This is a genomic window from Streptomyces nogalater, from assembly GCF_039532885.1.
Taxonomy (GTDB): domain Bacteria; phylum Actinomycetota; class Actinomycetes; order Streptomycetales; family Streptomycetaceae; genus Streptomyces; species Streptomyces nogalater.
This window is the reverse complement of the sequence record NZ_BAAASM010000087.1, coordinates 1-530: the sequence shown is the minus strand read 5'-3', so window position 1 is coordinate 530 and position 530 is coordinate 1. Positions and strand designations below refer to the sequence as shown.

Below are 530 nucleotides of genomic sequence, written 5' to 3'. Positions count from 1 at the left end.
CCGTAGACGAAGGCGACGTTCATGCTGCCGGACTCCTCGACCTTGGTGCGGGTGACCGCGTCGAGGTAGACGACCTGGTCGCAGCCGTGCGCGGCGGCCTCGGCCTGCGGCAGCAGGGACGCGGCGTAGTTGCCGCCGGTCTTGGCGTCGCCCGTGCCGCCCGGGACCGCGCGGACGTGGTCCTCGGCGACCCAGATGGTGACCGGCTTCACGCCGCCGGCGAAGTAGGCGCCGGACGGGGAGGCGATCAGCATGAACAGGTACTCGTTGGCCGGGTGGACGCCGAGCGCGGCCTCCGTGGCGAACATGAACGGCCGCAGGTAGAGGGAGGCCTCGCCGCCGTGCGGCGGAACCCAGTCGGCGTCCTGGGTGAGCAGCGCGTCCAGCGCGGCGATGAACAGCTCCTCGGGCAGCTCCGCCATGGCCATGCGGCGGGCGGAGGTGCGGAACCGGCGGGCGTTGGCCTCGGGACGGAACAGCGCGATCGAGCCGTCCGGCTGGCGGTAGGCCTTCAGGCCCTCGAAGATCTC

At 72.5% G+C, this 530-nt stretch carries 1 protein-coding gene; it reads right to left on the bottom strand.

All coding sequences use genetic code 11. The features are described 5' to 3' along the window. Positions 1–530, bottom strand: a 530-nt coding sequence (ilvE, locus tag ABD350_RS37560; RefSeq protein ID WP_344353911.1) for a branched-chain-amino-acid transaminase, incomplete at both ends; no start/stop codon positions are given.